At 35.2% G+C, this 20,585-nt stretch carries 22 protein-coding genes; 10 read left to right on the top strand and 12 right to left on the bottom strand.

Annotated features, from left to right (window positions below):
• Positions 1-499: 499 nt before the first annotated feature.
• The 5 genes from BUC23_RS02905 (at position 500) to BUC23_RS02925 (ending at position 5,309) form a co-directional block, all read left to right on the top strand.
• Positions 500-2,956, top strand: coding sequence for an AsmA family protein (locus BUC23_RS02905; RefSeq protein ID WP_073205805.1), 2,457 nt, complete (start codon positions 500-502; stop codon positions 2,954-2,956).
• 13 nt (positions 2,957-2,969) lie between these two features.
• Positions 2,970-3,473 carry a nuclear transport factor 2 family protein gene (locus BUC23_RS02910; RefSeq protein WP_073205808.1) on the top strand — a complete coding sequence of 168 codons (504 nt, stop codon included), beginning with the start codon at positions 2,970-2,972 and terminating at the stop codon, positions 3,471-3,473.
• A gap of 80 nt (positions 3,474-3,553) precedes the next feature.
• The gene (gene trmB, locus BUC23_RS02915; protein ID WP_073205156.1) at positions 3,554-4,231 is read left to right on the top strand and encodes a tRNA (guanosine(46)-N7)-methyltransferase TrmB; all 678 of its coding nucleotides are present in this window, start codon (positions 3,554-3,556) and stop codon (positions 4,229-4,231) included.
• A gap of 53 nt (positions 4,232-4,284) precedes the next feature.
• On the top strand, positions 4,285-4,923 hold the full coding sequence (locus tag BUC23_RS02920) for a LysE family transporter (RefSeq protein WP_073205159.1): 639 nt from the start codon (positions 4,285-4,287) through the stop codon (positions 4,921-4,923).
• Positions 4,924-4,979: 56 nt separating this feature from the next.
• Positions 4,980-5,309, top strand: coding sequence for an MGMT family protein (locus BUC23_RS02925; protein ID WP_073205161.1), 330 nt, complete (start codon positions 4,980-4,982; stop codon positions 5,307-5,309).
• A 20-nt stretch (positions 5,310-5,329) separates the two neighbouring features.
• Here BUC23_RS02925 and BUC23_RS02930 read toward each other — a convergent pair whose 3' ends face one another.
• On the bottom strand, positions 5,330-5,881 hold the full coding sequence (locus tag BUC23_RS02930; protein WP_139259760.1) for a hypothetical protein: 552 nt from the start codon (positions 5,879-5,881) through the stop codon (positions 5,330-5,332).
• 340 nt (positions 5,882-6,221) lie between these two features.
• Here BUC23_RS02930 and BUC23_RS02935 point away from each other — a divergent pair, with 340 nt between their 5' ends.
• From BUC23_RS02935 to BUC23_RS02945, 3 genes are all read left to right on the top strand, one after another.
• A complete protein-coding gene (locus BUC23_RS02935) occupies positions 6,222-7,349 on the top strand; it encodes an Mrp/NBP35 family ATP-binding protein (protein ID WP_073205167.1) in 1,128 nt (375 codons plus the stop codon).
• Between the two features lie 67 nt (positions 7,350-7,416).
• Positions 7,417-7,656 (top strand): NifU family protein, encoded by a 240-nt coding sequence (locus BUC23_RS02940; protein WP_073205171.1) that lies wholly within the window; start codon positions 7,417-7,419, stop codon positions 7,654-7,656.
• A gap of 169 nt (positions 7,657-7,825) precedes the next feature.
• A complete protein-coding gene (locus BUC23_RS02945) occupies positions 7,826-8,143 on the top strand; it encodes a 2Fe-2S iron-sulfur cluster-binding family protein (protein WP_073205174.1) in 318 nt (105 codons plus the stop codon).
• 31 nt (positions 8,144-8,174) lie between these two features.
• Here BUC23_RS02945 and BUC23_RS02950 read toward each other — a convergent pair whose 3' ends face one another.
• From BUC23_RS02950 to BUC23_RS02980, 7 genes are all read right to left on the bottom strand, one after another.
• The gene (locus tag BUC23_RS02950) at positions 8,175-9,071 is read right to left on the bottom strand and encodes a metallophosphoesterase family protein (RefSeq protein WP_073205177.1); all 897 of its coding nucleotides are present in this window, start codon (positions 9,069-9,071) and stop codon (positions 8,175-8,177) included.
• Between the two features lie 87 nt (positions 9,072-9,158).
• On the bottom strand, positions 9,159-9,914 hold the full coding sequence (locus BUC23_RS02955) for an SGNH/GDSL hydrolase family protein (protein WP_073205180.1): 756 nt from the start codon (positions 9,912-9,914) through the stop codon (positions 9,159-9,161).
• 63 nt (positions 9,915-9,977) lie between these two features.
• Positions 9,978-10,760 carry a DUF3050 domain-containing protein gene (locus BUC23_RS02960; protein WP_073205184.1) on the bottom strand — a complete coding sequence of 261 codons (783 nt, stop codon included), beginning with the start codon at positions 10,758-10,760 and terminating at the stop codon, positions 9,978-9,980.
• Between the two features lie 92 nt (positions 10,761-10,852).
• On the bottom strand, positions 10,853-12,031 hold the full coding sequence (locus tag BUC23_RS02965) for an acyl-CoA dehydrogenase family protein (RefSeq protein WP_073205187.1): 1,179 nt from the start codon (positions 12,029-12,031) through the stop codon (positions 10,853-10,855).
• Positions 12,032-12,203: 172 nt separating this feature from the next.
• Complete coding sequence (locus tag BUC23_RS02970) at positions 12,204-12,917, bottom strand: tRNA1(Val) (adenine(37)-N6)-methyltransferase (RefSeq protein WP_073205191.1); 714 nt, start codon at positions 12,915-12,917, stop codon at positions 12,204-12,206.
• 53 nt (positions 12,918-12,970) lie between these two features.
• Positions 12,971-13,495, bottom strand: coding sequence for a ribosome maturation factor RimM (gene rimM, locus BUC23_RS02975; protein ID WP_073205194.1), 525 nt, complete (start codon positions 13,493-13,495; stop codon positions 12,971-12,973).
• A 15-nt stretch (positions 13,496-13,510) separates the two neighbouring features.
• Positions 13,511-14,071 (bottom strand): 30S ribosomal protein S16, encoded by a 561-nt coding sequence (locus BUC23_RS02980; protein WP_073205197.1) that lies wholly within the window; start codon positions 14,069-14,071, stop codon positions 13,511-13,513.
• Positions 14,072-14,271: 200 nt separating this feature from the next.
• Between BUC23_RS02980 and BUC23_RS02985 the strand changes: the two genes are divergently transcribed.
• Both BUC23_RS02985 and BUC23_RS02990 read left to right on the top strand, forming a co-directional pair.
• Positions 14,272-14,739: a DUF6252 domain-containing protein gene (locus BUC23_RS02985; protein WP_073205199.1), complete on the top strand. Its 468-nt coding sequence runs from the start codon at positions 14,272-14,274 to the stop codon at positions 14,737-14,739.
• Between the two features lie 165 nt (positions 14,740-14,904).
• Positions 14,905-15,267, top strand: a complete 363-nt coding sequence (locus BUC23_RS02990) for an RNA recognition motif domain-containing protein (RefSeq protein WP_066079550.1) — start codon at positions 14,905-14,907, stop codon at positions 15,265-15,267.
• A gap of 156 nt (positions 15,268-15,423) precedes the next feature.
• Here BUC23_RS02990 and leuB read toward each other — a convergent pair whose 3' ends face one another.
• From leuB to leuC, 4 genes are all read right to left on the bottom strand, one after another.
• On the bottom strand, positions 15,424-16,485 hold the full coding sequence (gene leuB / locus BUC23_RS02995) for a 3-isopropylmalate dehydrogenase (RefSeq protein ID WP_073205202.1): 1,062 nt from the start codon (positions 16,483-16,485) through the stop codon (positions 15,424-15,426).
• A 101-nt stretch (positions 16,486-16,586) separates the two neighbouring features.
• Complete coding sequence (locus tag BUC23_RS03000; RefSeq protein ID WP_073205204.1) at positions 16,587-18,167, bottom strand: alpha-isopropylmalate synthase regulatory domain-containing protein; 1,581 nt, start codon at positions 18,165-18,167, stop codon at positions 16,587-16,589.
• A gap of 130 nt (positions 18,168-18,297) precedes the next feature.
• On the bottom strand, positions 18,298-18,894 hold the full coding sequence (leuD, locus tag BUC23_RS03005; RefSeq protein ID WP_073205207.1) for a 3-isopropylmalate dehydratase small subunit: 597 nt from the start codon (positions 18,892-18,894) through the stop codon (positions 18,298-18,300).
• A 115-nt stretch (positions 18,895-19,009) separates the two neighbouring features.
• A complete protein-coding gene (leuC, locus tag BUC23_RS03010; protein WP_073205211.1) occupies positions 19,010-20,404 on the bottom strand; it encodes a 3-isopropylmalate dehydratase large subunit in 1,395 nt (464 codons plus the stop codon).
• Between the last annotated feature and the right edge of the window lie 181 nt (positions 20,405-20,585).

The following is a 20,585-nucleotide window of genomic DNA, read 5'->3' on the forward strand; positions in this document are numbered from 1 at the left end:
ATTTTATATGTAAGTATTTGTATGTCAATATTTTATATTTTGTATTTATTGAGGAATTTGAAATTTTTTATCTAATCAAATAATGTAAATCCAAAAATTATGAAATAAATAGCAGTAAATATGTAAAATTCTTCCTGCTGCTCGCTTTTGTTAGTATAGCATAAAAACAAGAATAATTTTAAATAGAAAATACGTCGGTGCTACCGTGTTGGCAACAGTAAAATGGAAATCGCAGATGATACTGATTGTAAGGGTTCGCGCTGTTTTATTAGTGTTCTAGATCAAAAAATAAAACCCAATTCCTACTATTTTACTCGAATTAATTTATAGCAATCAACAAAATTGCTGTCTAAAAACTCGACTCAATCGGGAGGAATTACCAGGAATGCAAAAGATAGTTTGTGCTCTAAAAAACCAGTAGTCAAACCAGTTTTTGTATTATTAGTACCATAACCTGATGTTTTTAGCTACCTTTATTTTAAATCGTAAAAGAATACGCATGAATCAATTTTGGCAGAGCACAAAAACCTATTTTAAAACCGTAAATTTTAGAAAAATAATCAAAAGAATTGGTTTTTTATTTCTGGGAATAGTGGCGCTTTTGTTAATAGCTTCGGCTGTTTTATCTGTTTATTTTAAAAACCACAAAACAGAAATTGTAACCCAAATTAATGCTAAGATCAACGAAAGTATTTCCGGGACAGTCAATATTAGCGATATTAATTATAAGTTTTTAAAGGGTTTTCCCAATATGACTTTGGCGTTAAGCCAAGTGGAATTAAAGGATAGTTTGTGGTCATTCCATAAACGTACCTTGCTCAAGGCTGAACAAATAGAAGTTCGCGTCAATGTTTTGGGGTTGCTTTCTAATGAGATTAATATAGACAAAATTGAAATTCAAAATGCCGCTTTGCATTTGTTTAAAGGAAAAAACGGAATTGTAAATACGAATATCTTTAGGCCTAAGCCAAAAAACAAAAAATCGAAAAGTTCTACCACTTCTTCCATCAATGAAATCATTTTAGACCAAGTGCATTTCATTTCCGAAAATCAAATGGGGAATAAGTTATTTGATTTTGATGTTCTGGCTTTACGAAGTAAAATAGATTTCGACGATGATAATTGGCGCACAAAATTATATTTGAAAACGCTTGCCAAAAACATGGCTTTCAACACCAAAAGAGGAAGTTTCATAAAGAATAAAATCGTTGAAGGTGTTTTGATAGTTGACTTTTCGAAACCCAAAAACCAGATCAGTGTCGCAACAAAGAATCTCGAAATAGGAGAGGAGCTCTTCGACATTAACGCGCATTTTAGTTTGGACAAAAACAAGTCTCCTTTTGACATTGCCATTAAGACCAATATTTTATGGAAAGACGCTTCGGCATTGTTAAGCGCTAATATTAGTCGCCGAATTAATCAATTTGACTTGAAAAAGCCAATAAATGTGGGTTGTACCATTGTTGGGGATATGAGTGAAACTGGCGATCCGGAAATTGTGGTGACCACAAAAATAAAAAATAATGAACTCAAGATTCCGGACGGAATAATTTCTGACTGTAGTTTTGATGCCAGTTTTACCAACCAATATAAAAAAGGCGCTGGCTGTAATGATGTAAATTCCACGATTACGTTGACGAATCTTTCCGGGAAATATAAAACGATACCTTTTACAATCCCAATCGGAATTATTTCCAATTTTGAAAAAACTAAGGCGGCAGGAAGTTTTAGATCGGATTTTCCCGTTTCCCAATTGAATGAAATAATCAACAAAGATTTAATGCATTTTTCTGATGGTCAGGCCAAAGTGAATTTGGATTTCAAATTTGATATTTTGGATTTAAAAATACAAAAACCTTTGTTTACGGGAAATGTAACCGTTAAAAATGCAACGATAAATTATGGTCCACGGAATTTGACTTTCGTAAAAACTGACATTCAGCTTGATTTTACCGAGCAAGCATTACTGATTAAAAAAATTAACTTTAAAGACCGTCGCAATACGGTTTTTATGGAAGGCAAAATCGATAATTTCCTGACTTTGTATTATGAAAATCCTGAAAAAATGATCGTTAATTGGGATATTTATGCGCCCTTTCTGGATGTGAAACAGTTTGTGGGTGTTTTTACCAGTTCCGGTAAAAAAGCTCCAAAAACCAAGAATAAAAAAGATGATTTTTCGGAGGAATTGTATTCCGTTATTGAAAAAAGCCAGATGGTGTTAAATCTGAAAGCGGATAAAATGGTTTACAGTAAAGTAGAGGCGACTAATGCCAAAGCCACTATTTTATTGCTGAACAACAAATTAATGGTAAAAAATGGTTTGGTGAAAAGTTCCGGTGGGACTATTTCTTTTGATGGGGAATTGGTTCCAAATGGAGATAACTTCCTTCTGGAATCCAATGCAAAAATTAATCGGGTAGATATTGCCCGTTTCTTGACTTCGCTGAATAATTTTGGGATTCAATCCTTTAAACCCAAAAACATAAATGGATTTTTAACGGCTTCGGCATCGCTTAAAGGAACGCTGCTTTCCGGAGGGCAATTAAAAACAAATTCACTTTTCGGTGCTGCTAAATTTGATGTGAGTCAGGGCGCGTTGGTAAATTTTGAACCGATCACAAATATTGCAAAATTCGCTTTTCCTTTTAGAGACGTCAATAATATTGTGTTTAGGGATTTGTCAGGAAACTTTAAAATCAATGGCGATTTAGTGGATGTAAATGATTTGAAAGTGAGTTCCAACGTTTTAAATTTAGATGTAAACGGCGTATATTCGTTTAACAGAGGAACAAATTTAGCGATGACCATTCCGCTGAGAAATCCAAAAAAGGATGAGTTCATTACGAATAAATTTGAAAGAGCTGAAAATCGAAATAAGGGAATTGTACTGCATTTATTAGCAGTTGACGTTGATGGAAAAATAAAAATCAGATGGAATAAAAACCATGAATAAATACCTAAATCACATGAAAAAATTACTGGCTGTTCTTGTCGTTCTCACTTTATCAGGTTGCAAAAGCATGATGGAGAATCAAACAATTTCAAAAGAAAGTATCAATACCACGCTAGATTCCTGGCACAAAGCTGCAGCAGAAGCTAATTTTAATGATTATTTTAATTTAATGACTGATGATGCAATTTTTATTGGTACTGATGCAACAGAAAATTGGAATAAAACGGACTTTCAAGTTTGGGCAAAACCCTTTTTTGATAAAGGAAAAGCGTGGAATTTTACAGCAGTAGACCGTCATATTTATTTTGATAAAACGGGAGAAATGGCTTGGTTTGATGAGTTGTTAAATACTCAAATGAAATTATGCAGAGGTTCTGGGGTTTTGGTGAAAATTGGAAATGAATGGAAAATAAAACACTATGTTTTGTCAATGACTATTCCCAATGATAATACAAACGAAGTGGTGAAAATAAAAACACCAATAGAAGAAGCTCTTTTGAAAAAAATGCACAAGTAAAAAGGTCTTGCTTAATTTTTCTTCGCATCCGCTTTCGGTCTTATATAATTCCCTAAATTTGCCGAAATATTTGTAAAAGAGTGGGAAGTAAAAATAAATTAAAGAGATTCAAGGAAAACGAAACATTCGAAAACGTTTTTCAACCAACAAGAGAAGAAGTAGTAGGTGATTTATTTCCACTTAAAGGGAAATGGAATGCTGAATTTTTCAAAAATGATAATCCATTGGTGTTGGAATTAGGGTGTGGAAAAGGAGAATATTCCGTGGGTCTTGCTGAAAGATATCCTAATAAAAATTTTGTTGGGATTGATATCAAAGGAGCGCGTTTTTGGCGCGGTGCTAAAACAGCTGTTGAAACAGGTTTGCATAATGTAGCCTTTATTCGAACTCAAATCGAATTAATCAATCATATTTTTGCTGAAAATGAAGTAGATGAAATTTGGATTACTTTTCCAGATCCGCAAATAAAATACAAAAGAACAAAACACAGAATGACCAATTCTGAGTTTTTGCAATTGTATAAAAAAGTACTTAAAAAAGAGGGTGTCGTAAACCTTAAAACCGACAGCGAATTCATGCATGGTTATACACTTGGATTGCTTCATGGCGAAGGGCACGAGGTTTTGTATGCTAACCATAATGTTTATGTAAATGAAGGAAGTCCAGAGGAAGTAACTGCTTTTCAGACCTTTTACGAAAAACAATATTTGGAAGTTAACAAAGCAATTACGTATATTCGATTCAAAATTAAAGAATAGTTGTACGGTTTTACTGGAATTGTTTTTCTTTTTTGAATGCTGATACCTAGCCTATGAATCTACTTATATCTTTAGTTTCCGGTTTTATAACCGCTTTTATAGGGATTACTCCGCCGGGGTTACTCAATATGACGGCGGCAAAAGTGAACTTGAAAGAAGGAAAAAAAAGTGCATTATGGTTTGTTTTTGGGGCGATTATTATAATATTTTTTCAAGCCTATCTAGCAATACTTTTTGCCAGATTTATTGATGACCGCCCTGATTTGGTTCTTTTATTGCGCGAAATTGGTTGCGTTGTTTTCTCAGGCTTAACCGTTTATTTCCTTTTGATAGCCAAAAAACCAAAGAAGATAAAAGGAAAAATAAAGAAGCAGAGTAAAAGTTCTCGTTTTTTTCTTGGAATGTTACTTTCTGCACTTAATTTCTTCCCTATTCCCTATTATGTTTTGGTAAGCATTACCTTATCCTCGTATAATTTGTTTTCTTTCGATACCTCTTTCGTTTTTATTTTTGTGAATGGGGTTGTGCTTGGAGCTTTTTTGGTTTTCTACTGCTACATCACTTTTTTCGGAAAAATACAAAACAAAGCGGATTATATGATGCGAAATATGAATACCATTATTGGCAGTATAACTGGATTGATAGCAGTTGTAACCTTGATCAACATCATAAAACATTACCTAAGCATTTAGAAGTTCTAAAGCTCAGGATAGTATCATAGTCACCATTTTTTATTAGATTCAAATTCATGTCCGAAGATAATTTTTTCGAAAGAGTATATGCCATCGCCAGACAAATTCCTTACGGAAAAGTCACTTCTTATGGTGCAATTGCCAAAGCTTTAGGAACAGCCCGTTCCGCACGAATGGTTGGGTGGGCAATGAACGCTTCCCATAATATGGAAGATGTTCCGGCACATCGGGTTGTGAACAGAAAAGGGTTGCTTACCGGAAAACTTCATTTTGACGGAACAAACCTTATGCAGCAATTACTGGAAAATGAGGGAATTGTTGTGGTTGATAATCAGATAATGGATTTCGAGAAACACTTTTGGCAACCGGAGGTTAGGCAGCAGTAATCAGTCGCGGCTTTCAGTAGTCATTGCAAATCTTTATTGTCATTCCTATTTCCTTTGTTGTTTTTATGAGTTATTTCAGCGATTCGGATTAAATATTCTTCGACGGTTTCATGTGCTCCAATCGGAATGTTGTCCAGTAAACTATCAAATCCATTTATTAAATTGGTGTATTTCTCAAATGTATCCTCGAGTAGTTGGTCGTTTTTTGTTTCCCAATAATTTCCTTCATCGGTAAGATCAAAATTTTCAAAATATCTTTTGTTTAAATAATCAAAGATGTTGATTAGTTGTTTGTGAATTTCAGGGCCGGCAAATTGTGTTTTTACAGACAAATAATTCTCGGTTAACTCATTCGAGGAAGCTTTTGAAGATTCAAAATTATAGAAAGTACACATTTTTCCGCTACACGTAAAAGTCAAACAAACAACCTCGCAATTGGGAGGGCTAAAACAAATTCCATAAACGGAGTCATTGCACGAATCAAGTGTAAAAGTCTGGTTTGGAAAAGCTTCTTCAAAGACATGAAATTTCCATTGGTGTACCTGTGAAATGTCAGCGACCTCTTCGATCATTTTTTTTAAAAGAATCGGGTTTTTAAGTGCTCCCTTGTAATGAAAACTTAATCCCATAATTTTTTCTTATAAATTTAGATTATAAATTTGGGTTTTTTAGATTTAAATAAGGTGTTTTTTTTATTTAACCAAAAAGACAATGCCGGTAGTGCCTATAAGGTGTTGTTGGAAAATTGTAATAGTTAAAGCAGCTAATAACCACCAGCAATCCCCATATCAATAAATGCAATACAAAACCTTTATAATAAGAACTTTTCACAGTATCTTTGCAATCTGAAATCAGTTTAAATAAAGATAATATTCTGGCGGTAAAACGCCAATAGAAAACAGTTAACTAAAAATGAAATTAGATAGAAAAGAAATTCTTAAAGCTTTAGAAACGATTACTATAGCTGGAGAAGGAAAAAACATGGTGGAGAGTGGTGCTATAGCTAATGTAGTTACTTTTGGCGATGAGGTAGTAGTAGATTTAGTATTACACACACCGGCAATGCACATTAAAAAACGTGCTGAAGACGATATCAAAAAAACAATTCTTGAATTAGTGTCTCCAGATGCTAAAATCAAAATCAATAGTAAAGTTGAGGTTCCGGACAAACCAGAAATCAAAGGAAAATCAATACCGGGAATAAAAAATATTATCGGAGTTGCCTCTGGTAAAGGAGGAGTAGGAAAATCTACTGTAACTGCAAATTTAGCAGTATCATTGGCCAAAATGGGTTTCTCAGTAGGAATCCTTGATGCCGATATTTACGGACCATCAATGCCAATCATGTTCGATGTAGAAAGCGAAAAACCAATTTCTATACTGGTTGATGGGAAATCAAAAATGAAACCGGTTGAAAGTTACGAAGTAAAAATTCTTTCGATAGGGTTTTTTACGGCGCCAAGTCAAGCGGTAATCTGGAGAGGACCAATGGCTTCTAAAGCATTAAACCAAATGATTTTTGATGCAGATTGGGGAGAATTAGATTTCATGTTAGTCGATTTGCCACCAGGAACGGGTGATATTCACCTTTCAATCGTGCAATCATTACCTATTACCGGTGTTGTGATTGTAAGCACGCCGCAAGCAGTAGCTTTGGCCGATGCTAAAAAAGGAGTTTCCATGTTCATGTCTGAGGCAATAAATGTCCCTGTATTGGGAATTATTGAAAACATGGCGTACTTCACACCCGAAGAATTACCTGAAAATAAATATTACATCTTTGGAAAAGAAGGAGCTAGAAATCTTGCAGAAGATTTAGACGTTCCATTCCTTGGAGAAGTGCCAATTGTACAATCAATCCGTGAAGCCGGAGATTACGGTCGTCCTGCAGCGATGCAAACAGGTTCAATTATCGAAACTGTTTTTGAAGAAATTACGAGAAATGTCGTACAGGAAGTAGTAAGCAGAAATGAAAATTTACCTGCTACTGAAGCCGTAAAAATTACAACTATGGCCGGTTGTTCAGCAGTAAAAAAATAGAAATTAGAATCGTTGAATGATTTTTAATCTTTCAATTTTCTAATCTTTCAATCTTTAAATAAAGAAAATGACAACAGAAGAATTAACAATTGAAGTTCAAAAAGCACTGGAAGAAATCAGACCTTTTTTGAACTCTGATGGCGGTGACATCACATTGATTTCCATCGAAGACGACAAACACGTAAAAGTGCGTCTCGAAGGAGCATGTACCAGTTGCAGTGTAAACCAAATGACATTGAGAGCAGGTGTAGAAACCACTATCAAAAAGTTTGCTCCCCAAATAGAAACTGTTGTAAATATCCTATAAATGTTTAGGGCGTGTCCCTTTTAAGAAAAAAGGCTATTCAATACAATGGGTATATGCCTTTTTTCTTAAAACGGTCAGGCTATCCGCGCTACTTCGGTAGCTGGCTATTATCCCTCACGCGTAAAAAACCACAACCCACAACTCATAACTTATAATTTACAACTGATTTATGGATGTATTAATAAAAATTAAAGACAGAGAAGGAGTAGTGCATGAATTACAGGCTCCCACAGATATGGCCATGAACATCATGGAATTATGTAAAGCCTATGAACTACCTGTAGAAGGAACTTGTGGCGGGATGGCCATGTGTGCTTCTTGCCAATGTTATGTGCTAAATGATGTGCCCTTGCCAGAAATGGGCGATGATGAAGAAGCAATGCTCTCAGAAGCGTTCTACGTAAAATCTAACAGCCGATTGGGTTGTCAAATCCCGATCACCGAAAGCCTCGAAGGATTAGAACTGGAATTGGCTCCGGAAAATTAAAGTAAAGCGTTCATCTTGGTGAACGCTTTTTTTATTTGTAATCTTTTAGATTAGTGGGGCCATCAAGCACTTCTCTTACAATTTGTAAAATACCGTTATCCCTGGTGTCAATGTACCATTTTATTAATGTTAGGGTTCCGTTTGCAATCTCTATACCGGTAATGCTTCGTGGGTGTACGCAGCTTCCGTCATTAAAATAAGGTGTTGAGTTTTGACTTGGATACGAAAAACTAGGTCTGTGCGTATGTCCTACAATAGTAATTTTTCTATCGTTGTTTTCAATCCATTTTTTTATACGCAGTTCAACTTTTATGCGTTCTACATAATTTTTGGCAGGGCTTGTTGGGTCAGAGATTCCCCATATTTGTAGTGGTTTCCATAATACAGCAACCATAAATCGATTGATTTTCCAGCCTACATAATTCATGAAATCAGCTTGATGTCCATGAGTCAAAAAGAGTTCTTGTTTAGTTTCCTGATGGACTAAAACTATGGCTTCGTGACATTTTATACCGGTAAATAAAGGTTCGATTCGGTCGTTTTGGCTATTTATATATGTTGAAAGGGTTTTTTCTGCGTGATCTTTATTCCGAAAAACCATATCATGATTTCCCCAAATTTTATGGTATCTGTTGGAGTCATGAAATTTCTTTAATAAAAGATAAACGTTTTTGTGCGCTTCAAAAATGGTTTTAAAGAAAATGTTTTCCCATAATTCATCGCCGTCACCCAACTCACAATATTCAAAACCATCATTGTAATACTGGTTCAGTGCATGAAAATAGACGTTTCTATTGTTTGCAAAATCATCAGCAAAACTATTGTCGCTCCGGTGGCAGTCGCTAAATAGAATAAACTTTGATTGATCATCAAAAGGAATTCTTTTAGCTTCTTTATAGGCTTTTGTTAATCGTTCTTGGGAAGACATTTGTTTATTTTAAAAAAATAAAGATATATAAAAACCAGTATAAAAGGGTAATTGCAAGAATACTTCTTTAATAATTGGAATGTTCTTTTATTTTTGGATTGCTGTAGCGGCTTTTGGTAAAATCCGTTCTACAAATAGATAATACGCTAGTTCCGAAGGATGCAATCCATCTTGGGCTACAAGATTAGTATTCGTTAAACCTTGTATGGTGATATCGGTAATGTTTATAAACTCAATATTGTTATCTGTGCAATATTTTTTGGCAAAAGCATTGTACTTATCAATTTCCATAGAAATCCGCGATTGATTTCCTGATCCTTGGCCAAAAGGCGTATAGGCATAATCTGGAATAGAAACCACAATGACATTCGCCTTATCACCTTTTGCGAAAGCAATAGCTTTAGTTAGTAATTCAGGAAACTCTTTCTCGTATACCGAAAAGGGCTTGTTTTGATATTGATTGTTTACACCAATTAATAAGGTAACCAAATCATAATCTGATGCTGGATTTTGCAAATCAATAGCCGAAATTAAGTTGGTGGTGGTCCAGCCCGTTTGCGCTATAAGCTTTAGTGGATAGGCATTATTTGGATTTAAATTACTGAGGTTTTTCTTTAGTTGTTCGGGAAATCTACAGGTTTCACATACACTTTGACCAATGGTGTAACTGTCACCAAGTGCTAAATAGCTAAAGGTTTGATTTTGTGTTTGTGGAACGGTTAGGGGTGTAGGATTTGTAACTGATGGTGCAGAGGTCGTTTTAGGAATTGGATTTTCGCTGCTACAACTTGCAATACAAAGTAATAAAAGGAACGCAACTATTATTTGAAATTTTTTTTTCATTATTTTGAAATTTGGAAAGAGTCATCTCTAAATAATAGTTACGTTTATTTGGTAGTATCGGTTTTATGCCAATTCAACATTCATCATAATTGTTTCTTCGATTGCATCCCAAAGGCCTATTCTTTTTTCTAAAGCTAAAATAGATACTTCTTCTACGTCAGACCATTTTTGTGCGTCAGTTCCGCAAAGTTCCGTTATCATTTTCATCGCCATGGGACCGTGCTCGTCAGCATCTAATTCGATATGTCTTTCGAAGTAATAAATTAATTTGCTTAAATCAGTTTCCGGAAAGTTTTCTTGAAAATTCTTCAAGATTGCAGTAAACATACTTGGAATCAAATCTTCTCTGCCAAAAGTAAATGCAGCTGCAATTTCGTGTGTTTTTCCTTCGTCAATTACTCGGAAAGTAAAGTCTAAAAAGGCCTTAATGTTTGGGTGTAAATTGCTTTTTTTAATGGCAACAAACACATTGTTAAGAGAGTGGACTCCAGCTAAAAAATGTTCAATCCCATTAGTATTGGCACCACAAGCTTTCATGGCTTCAATATACATTTCGTAATGACTCTGATGGCGGCCGTCCATAGTTAGATCAGTCTCTTCAGCCAAAACAATTTCGTTAATTAAATATCTTGTTTCTGGGTTTTCAGTAGCAAACCAGGGAGTAGTTGTGCAGGTTAATTTAGCTTGTAATGCTTTTAACAGAGACATGAAATCCCAAACTGCAAAAACGTGGTTTTCTAAAAAAGTATGTAAATCCTCAATTGTTTGTACTTTTTTATATAAGGAATGTTGTAACAATGATTCTTTTTGGGGCTGAATCGTCTTGTTAATTGCTTCAATATTCATAGTGGTATTTTTTGATGTAAATATAAAAAAGCTTCTTGTTTCCAAGAAGCTTTTACTATCAATTTTATAAATACTTTAATAGTTGTTTATTACTATTTAAATGCGGGAATTCCAGTGATATCCATACCTGTAATTAGCAAGTGAATATCGTGAGTTCCTTCGTAAGTAATCACAGATTCTAAATTCATCATGTGACGCATAATCGAATATTCTCCAGTAATTCCCATTCCTCCAAGCATTTGTCTGGCTTCACGAGCAATATGAATAGCCATATCTACATTGTTTCTTTTAGCCATAGAGATTTGAGCTGTTGTAGCTTTTCCTTCATTTCTTAAAACTCCTAATCGCCAAGTCAACAATTGCGCTTTGGTAATTTCGGTAATCATTTCGGCTAATTTTTTCTGTTGTAATTGAGTTCCTGCAATAGGTTTGTCAAATTGAATTCTTTCTTTGGCATAACGTAATGCGGTGTCATAACAATCCATTGCAGCACCAATAGCACCCCAGGCAATACCATAACGTGCTGAATCAAGACAGCCTAGCGGCGCTCCCAATCCAGATTTGTTCGGTAATAAATTTTCTTTTGGCACTTTAACATTGTCAAATATCAACTCTCCAGTTGAAGACGCGCGAAGCGACCATTTATTATGTGTTTCCGGAGTTGTAAAACCTTCCATTCCGCGTTCTACGATTAAACCGTGAATTCGTCCTTCTTCATTTTTTGCCCAAACAATAGCGATATCTGCAAACGGAGCATTTGAAATCCACATCTTTGCACCATTCAATAAGTAATGGTCGCCCATATCTTTAAAGTTGGTAATCATACTTCCCGGATCAGAACCGTAGTTAGGTTCCGTTAATCCGAAACATCCCATAAACTCGCCAGTAGCCAGTTTTGGTAAATATTTCATGCGTTGTTCTTCGTTCCCGTATTTCCAAATTGGATACATCACCAAAGAAGATTGCACAGAAGATGTAGAACGTACACCAGAATCTCCACGCTCAATTTCTTGCATGATTAAACCATAAGATATTTGATCAAGACCAGCTCCTCCATATTCCTCAGGAATGTAAGGGCCAAATCCGCCAATTTCACCCAAACCTTTTATAATTTGTTTTGGGAATTCCGCTTTTTGAGCGTATTCTTCTATAATAGGAGACACTTCACGTTTTACCCATGCACGAGCAGAATCACGCACTAGTTTGTGTTCTTCTGTTAATAAATCGTCAAGGTTGTAATAATCTGGAGCTTGAAATAAATCTGGTTTCATGATGAGGATTTTTTAAAGAACAAATTTACATAAAGAAATATAACAAAAGCATTAAAAAATGTTATATTTTTTAATTTTAATAAAAAGTGCTGTTTTAATGAGAAAATGCTTTTAGTCGTAAAGTTCAAGAATAGTTTTAAAAAAATCAAATTCACAATCAGTGTGATGTAATTTACATTTTCAAATAAAAATCTTTGGTCAATGAAGTGTATTCGGGCGTATAAATATGTCTGGCGGTTTCGATAATCAATTCATCAATAAGGAAATCAACTTTTATATTTCGGCTTAAAGCCAATAAACTGCGTTTGGTTTCAGTAGTTGGAGTTCCTTTTACCCTAGTAATTTTTAAAGGATATAATTCATATTCTTTGGCTAGAGCCAAGAAATTTTCTTCTTCTTTGAAAGGAATGATTGCTGCGAATATTCCATTTTCCGAAAGTAACAAGTCAGCCGCTTCAATCAAATCTTCAAAAGGCATCGCATCAGCAAAACGAGCTAGATCTCTTTGTTCCGTTGCAGATTTAAAATCATCAGTATAAAAAGGAGGATTCGATACAATTAGATCGTATTCGTCTTCTGGTTCTTCGATGAATTCGTCCAAGCCGGCATGAAAACAAAATAAACGGTCGCTCCAAGGGGAGTTTTCGAAATTATCTACGGATTGTTCGTAGGCTTCTTCGTCGATTTCCAGAGCGTCAATTTGTTCTGCATTGGTTCTTTGTGCTAGCATCAAAGCAATAACACCGGTTCCTGCACCGATATCCAAAATGCTAAAAGGATGATTTTCTATTGGCGCCCAAGCACCAAGCAATACGCCATCTGTTCCAATTTTCATGGCACAACGATCTTGTTCAATGGAGAATTGTTTGAATTGGAATTTAGACATGAAGATTTTAGATTTTTAACAAATAACCAAATAAACGATTAATCAAATTAACCTTAAAGGTACATCTCAATAAGCCCTTCTGGTAAATCCATGATAACTTTCTTGTTTTCACGGTCAATTTTTACAAGGAAATGATCTATCATTGGGATAAGGATTTCAACGTCACCATTTAGCACTTCAAAAAGAGGCTGAGCGGTAGTGTCATTTATGGATTGAATTTTCCCGACAACACCTAGACGTTTGTCTTCTACTTCAAAACCAATAACTTCGTGAAAGTAGAATTTGTTACCGGTAAGTTTTGGTAACATTTTTAGAGGAAGATAAATGGCGTTACCTATAATAGCATCGGCATCTTCTTCGGTATTCATGTCTTCAAAACGAATTCTAAGGAAATCGTTTTTGTGAAGGGAGCTATTTTCAATAAAAAAAGGAACCAAGTGTTTGTTGCATTCAACAAACACTGATTCCAAGTTTTCGTATAACTCAGGTTCGTCCGTATCTAAATAGGCAAGAACTTCCCCTTTGAAACTAAATTTTTTAGCGATTTTACCTAAGTAGAAACAATCTTCTTTACGCATTTTCGCCTTGTAAAATTATGCTTCAGTTGTTTCGTTATTTTCTTCTGCAGCAGGAGTTTCTTCAGCTTCAACTTCAGCAACTTCTTCTTCTACAGCAGGAGTTGCAGCAGCAATAGCATCTGCTTCAGCTTGTGCAGCTGCAGCTAAACGTTTTGCGTTTACATCTTGTTCTGCTTTGAAAGCTTTAGCTTTAACATCAGCTTGTGCTTTTGTCAAACCTTCTTTTTTAGCATCAACTGTTCCTGTTTTTTCTTCTAACCAAGTTGCTAATTTTGCATCAGCTTGTTCTTGAGTTAAAGCTCCTTTACGAATACCACCATCAAGGTGATGTTTCAATAAAGCTCCTTTGTAAGAAAGAATTGCTCTAGCAGTATCAGTTGGTTGAGCACCATTGTGCAACCATTTTACTGCGCTATCAATGTTTAAATCGATAGTTGCTGGGTTTGTGTTTGGATTGTAAGTACCGATTTTCTCTAAGTATTTACCATCTCTTTTTGAGCGAGCATCTGCTGCTACAACCCAGTAAAAAGGTTTTCCTTTTTTACCGTGTCTTTGTAATCTAATTTTTACTGACATAATCTTGTGATTAAATTTTGAGGTACTCGACCTCTATTAATTAAGGGTGCAAAGATACATTTTTTATTGATAAATACAAATCAGGTTGGTGTTTTAATGAGGTATAATAGGTTAGAAGAAAAAGGAGTGTGTTTTTTGTTTTTGTTTTTAAATTTTCTATCTAAAATGATTTACTTTTGTGTAGATTAATGACATCTATTATGAAAAAACTTCTCTTAATTATTAGTGTTGTCTTCGCATTTATCTCGTGTCAAGAAGATGTTCGATTCAATAATCCTTCTTTACAAGGGATGAAAGACAATGTCTTTTGGAGGGCTATAGAGACTAAGGCAACTAAAGCTGCAAACGGTTCTTTGGTTATTGAAGCGTATACCGGAAACGAGACTTTGACCATTAAATTGGATTCTTATATTGAAAAAAGTTATTTTTTAGGAACTAGTACTTCCAGAACTGCGACTTATGTGTTGTCCGACCCTAGCGGATTAATAACATTTTCTACAGGTTTTGGTATTGGAGATGGTCAAATTGTAATAACTGAATATGATGCTGCGAATAATACGGTTAGCGGCACATTTAAATTTAATGTAGAAAACACTTACAAAAATCCTTTAGCAGGTGACGTTGTAAATTTTCAGCAAGGTGTTTTTTATAAAGTGCCTGTAAGGTAATCTGTTCAGTGAATTACGGTAAAGTTTAATCTTGAAAATGTACTGGATGTTACTTTTAAGTATTTTTTATCTTCATTTAAAAAAATAAAAATCATAAATAAGCTAATATATAGTGTATTAGAAAAAAATAGATGTACATTTGTTCTATTATTTAAATAAGTACATATGAATATTTTTGTTGGAAGTCTTCCATTCAGTATTGAGGAAGCAGATTTAAGAGAGTCTTTCGAGGCTTACGGAGCAGTTGATTCAGTTAAAATTATTACTGATAAATTTACTGGAAGAAGTAAAGGATTTGGTTTTGTTGAGATGCCAAATGATGATGAAGCTCAAAAAGCAATTGATGAATTGAACGGTGCAACTGTTCAAGGACGTGCAATCGTTGTAAACAAATCTGAGCCAAAACCAGAAGGCGAAAGAAGAAGTTTTAACAATAACAGTCGTGGTGGAGATTCACGCGGTGGTTATGGTGGTGGAAACAGCCGTGGTGGAGAAAACCGTGGTGGTGGAAACAGAGGAGGATATTAATATTTTTTTCTAGCTATAAAAAAAGGTGTCAATTTATTGACACCTTTTTTGTTGTTTATTATTTTGTTTAAAGCTGAGTAATAGCTAAATGTGAGTGTTGTTTTTTCAGGTTGTAATTTTAGCTATTACTCAATTTTTAAACAAAATTTTTAAAATTTAAAGATTAGCAACTAACCAGTCACCCACTTCACTAGTTTTGTATGCTTTTGAGTCTTTAGAAGCTAAATCCTCGGTTACAATTCCTTGTTCCAATGATTTGTTAACCACCGTTCTAATAGCTTCTGCTTCTTCTTTTAATCCAAATGCATCTTCAAACATCATTGCTGCAGATAATACTGTCGCTAATGGATTGGCAATATCTAAACCTGTCGCTTGTGGATACGATCCGTGAATTGGTTCGTACAATGAAGTGTGTTCACCTACAGATGCAGATGGCATCAATCCCATAGAACCTGATATAACAGATGCTTCGTCCGTTAATATATCTCCAAATAAATTTTCAGTAATCAAGACATCGTAAGAGTTTGGCCATTGAACTAAACGCATCGCTACAGCATCTACAAATTCATAACTTACTGTTACTTCGGGATACTCTTTTTCCATTTCTTGTACGGTTTCTCTCCACAAACGGGAAGTTTCCAATACATTAGCTTTGTCAACACAACATAGTTTTTTTGAACGAGTCATTGCAAGTTCGAAACCTTTTTTAGCTAAACGCTTTACTTCAGATCGGGTGTAAGTGCATGTGTCATAAGCTGTTTCGCCATCGTCTTTTCTTCCTTTTTCTCCAAAGTAAATTCCTCCAGTAAGTTCTCTTAGGAAAATCAAGTCAGTTCCTTCAATCCGTTCTCTTTTCAAAGGCGAATTGTCAATCAAAGAAGGGAAAGTAAACGTAGGTCGCACATTGGCAAATAAGCCTAATTTTTTACGCATCAATAATAATCCTTGCTCTGGCCTTACGGTTGCTTTTGGGTCGTTATCGTATTTTGGATGTCCGATAGCTCCAAACAAAACGGCATCAGCTGCCATACATATTTCATGTGTTTCATCTGGATAAGGAACTCCAACGGCATCAATTGCACAAGCTCCGGTTAAAGCTGGTGTCCAAGTGATTTCGTGGTTAAATTTTTTTGCAATAGCATCAGAAACTTTTACAGCTTCATTAATTACCTCTGGTCCAATTCCGTCTCCGGCTAAAAGGGCGATATTAAATTTCATATTAATTGTGTTTTCCTCCCCCCGGCCCCCTCCAAAGGAGGGGGAGCCTGGATATTGAAGGGTTGGGTTTCTGACTATTTGTTTCTTTTATAATAAATTTTTTATTTCCCTTTTTCAGTTTTGTCTCCCTCCCCTTCGGGGAGTCCCGAAGCTTCGGGAGGGGAGGGGATTACATTTAGCATTTTTTGTGTTGCGATAATGGCAGCTACTGTTTGATCCGAGTCTAATCCTCTTGTTTTGAATTCTTTTCCTTTGTTAATCCATGTAATTATGGTTTCACATAAAGCATCAGAACTACTTCCCGGAGGGATTCGTACAGCGTAATCGATTAATTTAGGTAATTCTAAATTTTTGCTTTTGTATATTTTTGCCAATGCATTCATAAAAGCATCAAATTGTCCGTCACCTTGTGCGTGCTCTTCAATGATTTCACCATCTATTTTTAAAGATAAAGTAGTTGATGGACGCATGCCTTTTGCATGAGATAATATATATGACTCAACAATAATTTTTTCCTGATAGGTTTGGCTGTCCAAAACATCAGAAATAATGTAGGGCAAATCTTCTTTGGTAACGGTTTCTTTTTTGTCACCTAATTCGATAATCCTTTGGGTGACTAACTTTAAATCCTCAGGGTTTAATTGAAGACCTAATTCTTGAAGGTTTTTTTCAATATTAGCTTTTCCAGATGTTTTTCCAAGGGCATATTTTCTTTTTCTCCCAAAACGCTCGGGAAGCAAATCATTAAAATATAAATTATTTTTGTTGTCGCCATCTGCATGAATACCAGCTGTTTGTGTAAATACGTTGTCTCCGACAATAGGTTTATTAGCCGGGATTCTATATCCGGTGAAAGTCTCTACCAACTTGCTAACAGAATATAAGGAAGATTCTTTTACGCTGATTTCTATTTCCGGTAAAAAGTCATTTATTACGGCAACAGTACTTTCTAAAGGTGCATTTCCAGCACGTTCTCCCATTCCGTTCACTGTAACATGAAGCCCATGGATACCAGCTTTTACAGCTTCCATCACATTAGCAATGCTTAAATCATAATCATTGTGGGCGTGAAAGTCAAAATGAATATCTGGGTATTTACTAGTTATTGCTGATATAAATGCAAATGTTTCTGTTGGTATAAGAACCCCTAAAGTATCCGGTAATAATATTCTTTTTACAGGCTGTTTGGTTAAAAAATCGAGATATTGGAATACATATTCAGGTGAATTACGCATTCCATTACTCCAATCTTCTAAATAGACATTCGTTTCTATGTTGTTTTCTTTGGCTAAAGCTATTGTTTGTGCAATTTCAGAAAAATGTTGTTCGGGTGTTTTTTTTAACTGATGCGTCAAATGATTCAAAGATCCTTTAGTCAATAAATTCTGCACTTTTCCACCCGTATTTTTCATCCATTCAATGGATAGCCCCCCGTCGACAAAAGTTAAAACTTCAATTCGGTTACTATATCCTTTTTCTGATGCCCAAGACATAATGCCTTTTACTCCCTGAAATTCTCCTTCGCTCACTCTTGCCGAGGCAATTTCAATTCTATCAATATTTAATTCTTCCAACAATAATTGGGCAATGGTTAGTTTTTCTGCAGCAGAAAATGATACTCCTGAGGTTTGTTCACCATCACGAAGTGTCGTATCCATTATTTCAATCTTTCTTTTTTTCATTTTAAATTTGATGCTAGAACAGTTTCGATTTTATGAATCGGAATCCTGTTTTTATAAAACAGTAAAAACAGTTATTGAATTATGCCTTAAAAAGACAAGCTTCAATAACTGTGTATTTTTAAGAATAGTTTTAGTAAGGAAGCTTATTGGCAAACCCAACAATTTCTTCTTTGATGTTTTGCAAATAATCAATATCATCGAAACCATTAATCATATTGTCTTTTTTGTACCCGGAGATAGTAAAGGATTCTTTTTGACCCGTCGCTTTCAGCGTAATGGTTTGTTCCGGAAGATTAATTTCTAATTCTGTTTTTGGATCAGCTTCGATAGCATTGAAAATAGTTTCAGCAAATTCAGGACTCACTTGTACTGGTAAAACACCAATATTTAAGCAATTTCCTTTAAAAATATCGGCAAAAAAACTTGAAACAACCGCACGAAAGCCGTAGTCGTAAACTGCCCAAGCCGCATGTTCTCTAGAAGAACCTGAACCAAAGTTTTTTCCGCCTACTAATATTTTTCCACTGTAAGTTGTGTCATTTAGCACGAAATCTGCTTTTGGAGTATTATCTCCGTTGTATCTCCAATCACGGAAAAGGTTATCACCAAAACCAACACGTTCAGTTGCTTTCAAGAAACGCGCAGGAATGATTTGATCGGTATCCACATTTTCTATTGGTAGTGGCACTGCACTACTGGTAAGGATATTAAATTTATCGTATGCCATTTGATTTATGATTTATGATTAGTGATTTTTGATTTCGGATTTTCTGTTAAAGGAAAATGAATCTTGAAACACTAAACTTTTTATTTTTCTATTTGAAATTGTTATGGCGATTGAATTACATCAAATCTCTTGGGTCTGTCAATACTCCTGTTACTGCAGCAGCGGCAGCCATAATTGGACTTGCCAATAATGTTCTTGAACCTGGACCTTGACGACCTTCAAAGTTTCTGTTTGACGTACTTACAGCATATTTTCCCGCAGGAACTTTGTCGTCATTCATTGCTAAACAAGCGGAACAACCAGGTTGACGTAATACAAAACCAGCTTCGGTAAGAATATCCAAAAGTCCTTCTTCTTTAATCTGGGCTTCCACTACGTGAGAACCTGGAACTAACCATGCCGTAACATTATCTGCTTTTTTTCTTCCTTTTACTATTTCTGTAAAAGCTCTGAAATCTTCAATTCTACCATTAGTACAACTTCCCAAGAAAACAAAATCAATTGGTTTGCCAATCATTACGTCATTTTCTTCAAAGCCCATATAGGCCAAAGATTTTTTATACGTTTCCTCACCACCTTCAACTTGGTTGGCATTTGGAATATTTTTTGAGATACCAATTCCCATTCCAGGATTCGTACCATAAGTGATCATTGGTTCAATATCTGCAGCATTGATGTTTAATTCTGCATCAAAAACAGCGTCAGCATCCGTTTTTAATGTTTTCCAATACGCTACCGCTTTGTCCCAAGCTTCGCCTTTTGGAGCATATAATCTTCCTTCTAAGAAATCGAATGTTTTTTGGTCCGGAGCAATCATACCACCACGAGCACCCATTTCGATACTCAAGTTACAAACGGTCATACGACCTTCCATTGACATATCTTCAAAAACATTTCCAGCATATTCTGCAAAATAACCCGTACCTCCAGAAGTAGTTAATTGAGAAATAATATAAAGTGCAACGTCTTTTGGACCAACACCTTTACTTAATTCACCATTCACGTTGATCCGCATTTTCTTTGGTTTCGGCTGCATGATGCATTGTGTTGCCATAACCATTTCTACCTCAGAAGTTCCGATACCAAAGGCAATAGCACCAAAAGCACCGTGCGTAGAAGTGTGTGAATCTCCGCAAACAATAGTTGCACCAGGTAAAGTAATTCCGTTTTCAGGACCTACTACGTGTACAATTCCATTTTTCTTATGACCTAATCCCCAGTGAGAAATGCCATATTCTGCTGCGTTGTCTTCCAAAGCTTTTAGCTGATTGGCAGATAATGCATCTTCAACAGGTAAATGTTGATTTATAGTTGGGGTATTGTGATCGGCAGTTGCAAAAGTGCGTTCTGGGTATAAAACTGAAACACCTCTTTCTTTTAAACCTAAAAAAGCTACAGGACTAGTAACTTCATGGATGAAATGACGGTCAATAAAAAATACGTCTGGTCCATCTTCAATTTTACGCACTACGTGCGAATCCCATACTTTGTCGAATAATGTAGTACTCATTTTTAACTATTTTTTTAATTGTATTTCTTCTTTTTGTAACAAGAATAATTGTCTAAGGTTTTAGCAATAGCAACAAATTTATAAAAAGAAATAAGGTCGTCAATTTCAGTATTTCATTATATACGATGCCCAAAGTGCGATTTAAACAGTTTACGGTTTCTGATTAAGTATCTACAGCTTA

It is taken from the genome of Flavobacterium xinjiangense, assembly GCF_900142885.1.
In the GTDB taxonomy this organism is placed as follows: domain Bacteria; phylum Bacteroidota; class Bacteroidia; order Flavobacteriales; family Flavobacteriaceae; genus Flavobacterium; species Flavobacterium xinjiangense.